The organism is Citrobacter sp. R4 (genome assembly GCF_026719175.1).
Classification (GTDB): domain Bacteria; phylum Pseudomonadota; class Gammaproteobacteria; order Enterobacterales; family Enterobacteriaceae; genus Citrobacter_A; species Citrobacter_A sedlakii.
The window spans coordinates 1-237 of the sequence record NZ_JAPPSU010000081.1; the positions used below are offsets into that span (position 1 = coordinate 1).

1 rRNA gene is annotated in these 237 nt (G+C 52.3%); it reads right to left on the reverse strand.

The features are described from left to right. Positions 1–154 precede the first annotated feature (154 nt). Positions 155–237 (reverse strand): 16S ribosomal RNA (locus OOJ60_RS24690); the annotation flags it as partial.

Below are 237 nucleotides of genomic sequence, written 5' to 3' on the forward strand. Positions count from 1 at the left end.
CCCCTAGGGGATTCGAACCCCTGTTACCGCCGTGAAAGGGCGGTGTCCTGGGCCTCTAGACGAAGGGGACACAAAGTCTCAATCGCAAGACGCCTTGCTTCTCTACATCTATCAGACAATCTGTGTGGACACTACAAAGGCAGGTTCTTTAAGGTAAGGAGGTGATCCAACCGCAGGTTCCCCTACGGTTACCTTGTTACGACTTCACCCCAGTCATGAATCACAAAGTGGTAAGCG